Below are 7,143 nucleotides of genomic sequence, written 5' to 3' on the forward strand. Positions count from 1 at the left end.
CATGCTGTTCGGCGTCCCTGGGCACAAGGATGCCCAGGGGTCGGGCGCGCTCGACCCGCAAGGCATCCTCAACGTCGCGCTGGCCGATGCGCGCGCCGAGGTGGGAGATGACCTGCTGGTCATGTCAGACCTGTGCCTCGATGAGTTCACCGACCACGGCCACTGCGGGGTACTCGATGCGCGGGGTCGCGTCGACAACGATGCGACGCTCAAGATCTATGCCCAGATGGGTGTCGCCCAAGCTGAGTCCGGTGCCCATGTCGTCGGTCCGAGCGGCATGATGGACGGACAGGTGAGGGCCGTGCGTTCAGCTCTCGACTCGGCCGGGCACGACGACACCGTCATCCTCGCCTACGCCGCGAAGTACTCCTCGGCGTTCTACGGGCCCTTCCGCGAGGCCGTCGCCTCTTCGCTCGTCGGCGATCGCAAGACCTACCAGCAGGACCCGGCCAATGCGCGCGAAGCCATCCGTGAGGTGCTGCTCGACATCGAGGAGGGTGCCGACATCGTCATGGTCAAGCCGGCGCTGTCCTACCTCGACCTGATAGCCGACGCCCGCGCGACGGTCAATGTGCCCGTCGCGGCGTACAACATCTCTGGCGAGCTGGCCATGGTCGAGGCTGCCGCCGCCAACGGTTGGATCGATCGGGAGCGGACGATCGACGAGATCATCCTCTCGATCCGTCGGGCCGGTGCCGACATCGTCCTGACCTACTGGGCTGCCGAGCTCGCCACTCGCCTCTCCCGCTGACCCCGTCCCGCCTGTCGGCGGTGCATCAGCGTCCACGAGCCATGGCCGCGGGCGCCAACTCACCGCTACGGCACAAACTCGGCGCAGGCCCCTGCTTGTCGCAGCCGTCTAGTTCAGGAGATTCATGATGCAAGCGTCAAGCATGTGCGTGCTGACCCCGGCGACCACACATTTGGCTTCGGCCTCGGCCGATGTGAGCGACGTGCTGCCGCCACTGGTCGTACCGCCAGTGGTCGTGCCGCCAGCGGTGGTGCCGCCATCGGCCGTACCGCCACCAGTCAGATCGCCCAAGGCGCCGCCGAGGAGGCCGTCGACCCCGTCGCTGACAGAACCGCTGCCGGTGCCTGTGCCGCCGGTGCCCGTGCCGGTGCCGGTGCCGCCGCTGGTTCCGCCACCCGTGCCGCCGCCGGTGGTTCCACCGCCAGTGCCAGTACTGCCGCCACCACCATCGTTCTTGGAGGTCTTCGGTTTGCTGTTGGCCTTCTGCTCGGCCTTCCTGGCGTTGTTGCGCTGTGCCGGGGTCAGAGTCTGGTCATAGGCTGCAGACGTCAGGACCGGGGCCGTGGAGAACCCATTGGGCGACTGGGTGAAGTCACCCTTGGCGTTCATCGCCGAGATCGACAGGACCAGGTCGACATACGAGCTGGAGTGGTTGTAGCGTCCCACCGCCGCTGCGGCTCCGGTGCGCTTCGACACGTCGTCGCTGCCGGCGCACAGGTAGATGCCAGCTGACGTCGCTGCATCGTCGATGTCCTGCACGTTCTTCTTGTTGTCGTTGTCAGAGTCGACCCCGATGGTTTTCCACGTGGCGGGGATGAACTGCATGGGCCCGACGGCGCGGTCGTAGATCGGGCTCTTGTCGAGGCTGCCGCTGTCAGTGTCGGAGATCTTGGCGCGACCGTCTCGACCGTCGAGCGCCACACCGTAGATGCCGGGCTTGGCAACGCCCTTGGCGTTCAGCGCGTTGCCGTTGATGCGTCCGTGGTTCGACTCGACCCGACCGATCGCGGCGACGAGATTCCACGGGAGGTGGCACGACTTGTCGGCCTTGCCGAGGAGTGTCTCGGCGCGACGGTAGGCGTAGAGGGCGGCCGACGGGATGCCGTTGGACGACAGGGTGGAGACGGTGCCGGCCGCTCCGGCGCGCTGGTCGATACCGCTCGGGGTGGCCTGCACGCTCGCGGGCTGCTCGAAGGCGGTGGAGGGGACGTTGGGGATCTCGGAGGCGGTGACACCATCGGACGCAGTGGCCAGATCGGACTGGGCGAGGGCCGCTCCCCAAGCGAGAACGAGCAGAGCCATGGGGACGAGTGCACTCGCCTTCTGCCCACGCGTGAGTTTACGAGCGCCCATCAGGCTTCCCTCCCAGAAAACTTAAAATGCTTCGTGCCGTAAACCGATGTTACTGCAGCCCTGGTGGGCTGCCAATCAGAACGACATATCCAAAACGACGGCGAGAGCCCCAAGTTACGGCTGGGTGACGCCGCTGATGCGTCTGTAGGTCCATTGGGGACAATGGAGGAGTGACACTCACCGCTGCGTCCCAAGAGCTCTTCGACCGGGCTCGCGCCGTCTCGCCGGGTGGGGTCAACTCACCTGTGCGGGCCTTTCGCGCCGTCGGTGGCACCCCCCTGTTCATGCGGTCTGGCTCGGGGGCGTGGCTGACCGACGTCGACGGCAACCGCTACGTCGACCTGGTCGGCTCGTGGGGTCCGATGCTGCTCGGCCATGCCCACCCCGAGGTGCTGGCCGCCGTTGCCGAAGCGGTGGCGCGCGGCACCTCGTTCGGCACGCCGAGCGAGCCCGAGGTCCTGCTCGCCGAGGAGATCGTGGCGCGGACGTCCGCCGAGCAGGTGCGGCTCGTGTCGTCGGGCACCGAGGCGACGATGTCGGCCATCAGGCTCGCCCGCGGATTCACCGGACGCGACAAGATCGTGAAGTTCGCGGGCTGCTATCACGGCCACGTCGATGCGTTGCTCGCCGAGGCTGGCTCGGGTGTCGTGACGCTGGGCATCCCCGGTACGCCTGGCGTACCGGCGCACGTCACCGCCGACACGATCGTGGTGCCCTTCAACGATCGCGCTGCGGTCGAGGCGGCTTTCGCTGCCTACGGCGACCAGATCGCGTGCCTCATCACCGAGGCGGCCGCGGGCAACATGGGCGTCGTCCCGCCGGAGCCCGGGTTCAACGGGTTCCTCGCCGACATCTGCAAGCGCGACGGTGCGCTGTTCATCAGTGACGAGGTCATGACCGGGTTCCGGGTCACCCGCTCCGGTTACTGGGGGCTCGACGGCCAGCAGGAGGGCTGGAGCCCCGACCTGGTGACCTTCGGCAAGGTCATGGGCGGCGGCTTTCCGGCTGCAGCGTTCGGCGGTCGCCGGGACGTCATGGAGCAGCTCGCGCCGGTCGGCCCCGTCTACCAGGCCGGCACGCTCTCGGGCAACCCGATCGCCACGACCGCCGGCCTGACGACACTGCGGCTGGCGGACACCGACGCTTACGCCCGGCTCGATGCCGCCTCGCTCCAGCTCCGCGGACTCGTGGCCGACGCGCTCGACTCGGCCGGTGTGACGTACTCGTTGCAGAACGCCGGCAACATGTTCAGCGTCTTCTGGGGTGCAGAGCAGCCCGTCGTCGACTTCGCCGGCGCTCAGGCGCAGGAGAGCTGGCGCTACCGCCCGTTCTTTCACGCCATGCTCGACGCCGGTGTCTACCTGCCGCCGAGCGCCTTCGAGTCGTGGTTCGTCTCGGCTGCGCACGACGAGGAGGCACTCACTAGAATTGCGGCGGCGCTCCCGGGCGCTGCTCGTGCTGCTGCCGCAGCGCAGGCCCCGCCTGCACCGGCCTAGACCGAGACCGCCATCGATGGAGGAACCCGCATGACCACCAAGACGACCGTCCACCTGATGCGGCACGGCGAGGTCCACAACCCCCTGGGTGTCCTCTACGGCCGCATCGCGGGATACAACCTGTCGGATCTCGGGCACGAGATGGCGGCCAAGGTTGCCGACTCCCTCAAGGACGCCGACATCACCCACCTCGTCGCGTCACCGCTGGAGCGGGCCCAGCAGACCGCTCGTCCTCTTGCTGACATCCTCAAGCTCGACATCCACACCGACGACCGCGTGATCGAGGCCGGCAACAAGTTCGAGGGCAAGACCTTCGGTGTCGGTGACGGTGCGCTGAGACGTCCCCAGAACTGGTGGCTCATGCGCAACCCGGTCCGGCCGTCGTGGGGTGAGCCCTACAAGGAGATCGCGGCCCGCATGCGTGCTGCTGTCGTCGACGCGCGTGAGGCTGCGCGCGGTCATGAAGCGGTCATCGTGTCGCACCAGCTACCGGTCTGGACCGCGCGTCGGTCGTACGAGAACGCCCGGTTCGCCCACGACCCCCGCAAACGTCAGTGCTCGCTTGCCAGCCTCACCACGCTGACGTTCGAGGACGATGCCTTCATGGGGCTCACCTACAGTGAGCCGGCCGGCGACCTCATTCCCGAGGCGTTGCGCAAGAAGTTCGTCGGCGGGGCATGATCAGAACAATCCACTCGCGTCCCACCCACCTGCGCGTTCTCGTGCCAGTCGCCGTCCTGGCGCTGCTTGCGGCCTGCGGCGGCACAGGCAACCGAGGCACGACGACCGGCTTCGTCAGCGGCGACGGCACGATCGTGACGGTCAAGGCTGCCGACCGCAAGATGGCGCCGGTGCTCGAGGGTGACGACCTCGACGGCAAGCCCATCACGTCGGCGACCTACGCTGGCAAGATTCTGGTCGTCAACGTGTGGGGATCGTGGTGCCCGCCGTGCCGGGCCGAGGCACCGGCGCTCACGAAGGTCTCGGATGAGTACGCCAGCAAGAACGTGCAGTTCCTCGGCATCGCCGTGCGTGACAACGACGCCGCCGCCAAGTCGTTCAACCGGCTCAAGGGTGTCAACTACCCGAGCATCAGCGACTACTACGGCAAGACGCTGCTGGGCTTCGGCCGCAACCTTCCCTCGCAGGCCATTCCCACGACCTGGATCTTCGACGCCAAGGGACGCGTCGCGGTGCGCATCATGACCGACGGCCTGACGGCCGGCACGTTGTCCGGGCTCATCGACGACGTGCAAGCCGGTCGCGCGTGATCGGCTGGTTCACAGACACCGTCGCCTCCGGCAGTCTGCTCCTCGCCGTCCCGATCGCCGTGCTCGCAGGGTTGGTCTCATTCTTCTCCCCGTGCGTCGTGCCGCTGCTTCCCGGCTACTTGTCCTACATGACGGGGGTCGGTGTGCAGGACCTCGACACCGCGCGTCGCAGCCGAATGCTGGCGGGTTCTGTGCTCTTCGTGCTCGGCTTCTCGGTCGTGTTCGTCACCGGCGGCATGCTGTTCGGCTCTGTCGGAGCGCAGCTGTCCGCGTATCAACGGCCAGTCTCGATCGTCCTGGGCGTCGTCGTGATCATCCTCGGCCTAGCCTTCATGGGCTTCATCCCGTTCCTGCAACGCGACTACCGCATCCACAGCGTCCCGGCCGTGGGACTGGCCGTGGCGCCGTTGCTGGGCGCGCTGTTCGGGGTCGGCTGGCTGCCGTGCATCGGGCCGACGTTGGGCACGGTCCTGACTCTCGCCAACACCGAGGGAACCGCATCACGCGGGGCCTTCCTCTCCTTCACCTACTGCCTCGGTCTTGGCATCCCGTTCGTGCTGGCCGCGCTTGCCTTCACCCGGTTCATGCATGCGCTGACATGGGTCAAGCGCCACCAGCGAGGTGTGAGCATCGCCGGCGGCCTGATGCTGATCGCGGTCGGCATCCTGCTGGTGTCGGGCATCTACGACTCGATGGTGGTTGAGCTGCGCAGCACGTTCGGCACCGGAACGGCGGGAATCTGATGAGTGCTGTCAACGAGCTTGGACGCCGGGAGTTCACCCGCTGGTTCTGGCGCCAGCTGACTTCGATGCGCACCGCGCTGTTCCTGCTGATGCTGCTCGCGATCGCGGCGGTGCCCGGGTCGATCGTGCCGCAGCGCAGCGTCGACGCCCGCGCCGTCGAGACCTACTTCCTCGATCACCCGACGACCGCTCCGACGCTCGACAAGCTGGGTTTGTTCAGCGTTTACAGCTCGCCGTGGTTCAGTGCCATCTACCTCCTGCTGATGGTCTCGCTGATCGGCTGCATCGTCCCGCGCTCGTTCGTCTACTACCGCGCGTTGCGGGCGAGGCCGCCCGGCGCGCCGCGCAACTTCTCCCGGCTGCCCGCTCACACGACATTCACGACCGAGGCATCGGTCGATGAGGTGCTGGAGGCAGGGCGCAAGGCGCTCGGACGCGCGCGCATCGACGTGGTCGACGGCGACGACGGTGCACGTGAGCTCAATGCCGAGAAGGGATTCCTGCGTGAGGCCGGCAACCTGGTCTTTCACATCAGTGTCGTCGTGGTGCTCATCGGCGTCGCGGTCGGCACGTTCTTCGGCTACCGCGGCACAGCGATCGTCACCGAGGGCAACGGGTTCTCCAACACCCTGACCCAGTACGACGAGTTCGGCTCCGGCACCCTGTACAACGCCGACGACCTGCCTCCGTTCTCGATGACGCTGGACGACTTCACCGCCAAGTTCCAGCTCAGCGGTCCTCAGCGGGGCGCACCGCGGCTGTTCCGCGCGCAGGGCGCCTACACCCCTGAGCCGGGTGCGGCACCGCGGCCGTACGACATCACCGTCAATCACCCGCTCGCGATCGGGAGCACCTCGGTCTACCTCGTCGGGCAGGGCTACGCGCCGATCATCAAGGTGACGGACCCGAAGGGCAATGTCGTCTTCGATGATGCTGTCCCGTTCCTGCCGGTCGACCCCACTTACACGTCCAACGGTGTCATCAAGGTGCCTGACGCGGAGCCCGAGCAGCTCGGCTTCCAGGGATTCTTCCTGCCGACCGCGGTCAAAGGTGCCGGCGGCGTCTCGGTGTCGACCTTCCCTGCGGCCGCCAACCCGTTGATCGGGCTGTTCGTGTGGCACGGCGACCTCGGTCTGGACGCGGGCGTCCCGCAGTCGGTCTACTCGCTCGACAAGTCGAAGATGAAGCAGTACCTCCAGCCGAACGGCAGCGGCAAGGGGTTCCGCATCAGCCTGAGTCCAGGGCAGGAGACCGACCTGCCCGATGGTGGAACGGTCGAGTACGTGTCGACCAAACAGTTCGTGCGTTTCCAGATCAGCTCGTCGCCGCTGGTCGAGGTTCCGCTGATCGGGATCTCGGCGGGAGTGCTGGGCCTCATCGCTTCGCTCTTCGTCCGTCCGCGGCGCACCTGGATCCGTGCACGCCGCGAAGGCTCACGTACGATGGTGGAAGTCGCTGCGCTCGATCGCGTGCCCCGGGACGACCTGCCAGCAGAGCTGGAAGACCTCCTCGGACGGCTCCGCGCTCAG

General features: G+C 67.2%; 7 protein-coding genes. 6 read left to right on the forward strand and 1 reads right to left on the reverse strand.

Translation table 11 applies throughout. The features are described 5' to 3' along the window. Positions 1-751: porphobilinogen synthase (hemB, locus tag H7290_RS03325; RefSeq protein WP_290512594.1), on the forward strand; the 751-nt coding region annotated here is incomplete at its 5' end. Between the two features lie 108 nt (positions 752-859). Here hemB and H7290_RS03330 read toward each other — a convergent pair. Further along, positions 860-2,053 carry a lytic transglycosylase domain-containing protein gene (locus tag H7290_RS03330; protein ID WP_290512595.1) on the reverse strand — a complete coding sequence of 398 codons (1,194 nt, stop codon included), beginning with the start codon at positions 2,051-2,053 and terminating at the stop codon, positions 860-862. A 221-nt stretch (positions 2,054-2,274) separates the two neighbouring features. On the opposite strand from H7290_RS03330, the gene hemL reads away from it, so the two are divergent. The 5 genes from hemL to H7290_RS03355 form a co-directional block, all read left to right on the forward strand. Next, positions 2,275-3,600, forward strand: coding sequence for a glutamate-1-semialdehyde 2,1-aminomutase (gene hemL, locus H7290_RS03335; RefSeq protein ID WP_290512596.1), 1,326 nt, complete (start codon positions 2,275-2,277; stop codon positions 3,598-3,600). Positions 3,601-3,630: 30 nt separating this feature from the next. Beyond that, positions 3,631-4,281 carry a histidine phosphatase family protein gene (locus H7290_RS03340; protein WP_290512597.1) on the forward strand — a complete coding sequence of 217 codons (651 nt, stop codon included), beginning with the start codon at positions 3,631-3,633 and terminating at the stop codon, positions 4,279-4,281. After that, positions 4,278-4,871 carry a TlpA disulfide reductase family protein gene (locus H7290_RS03345; RefSeq protein ID WP_290512598.1) on the forward strand — a complete coding sequence of 198 codons (594 nt, stop codon included), beginning with the start codon at positions 4,278-4,280 and terminating at the stop codon, positions 4,869-4,871. Before H7290_RS03340 ends, H7290_RS03345 begins: the two co-directional genes overlap by 4 nt. Then, positions 4,868-5,614, forward strand: coding sequence for a cytochrome c biogenesis protein CcdA (locus H7290_RS03350; protein WP_290512599.1), 747 nt, complete (start codon positions 4,868-4,870; stop codon positions 5,612-5,614). Before H7290_RS03345 ends, H7290_RS03350 begins: the two co-directional genes overlap by 4 nt. Further along, on the forward strand, positions 5,614-7,143 hold a 1,530-nt coding region (locus H7290_RS03355), incomplete at its 3' end, for a cytochrome c biogenesis protein ResB (protein ID WP_290512600.1). The genes H7290_RS03350 and H7290_RS03355, both read left to right, overlap by 1 nt.

This window comes from Aeromicrobium sp. (assembly GCF_014378035.1).
Lineage (GTDB): Bacteria > Actinomycetota > Actinomycetes > Propionibacteriales > Nocardioidaceae > Aeromicrobium.

Bases quoted from the DNA above. Each gene is read 5' to 3' on its own strand.
- H7290_RS03345 (WP_290512598.1), top strand. From the start codon at position 4,278: ATGATCAGAACAATCCACTCGCGTCCCACCCACCTGCGCGTTCTCGTG.
- H7290_RS03340 (WP_290512597.1), top strand. From the start codon at position 3,631: ATGACCACCAAGACGACCGTCCACCTGATGCGGCACGGCGAGGTCCAC.
- H7290_RS03330 (WP_290512595.1), bottom strand. From the start codon at position 2,053: ATGGCTCTGCTCGTTCTCGCTTGGGGAGCGGCCCTCGCCCAGTCCGAT.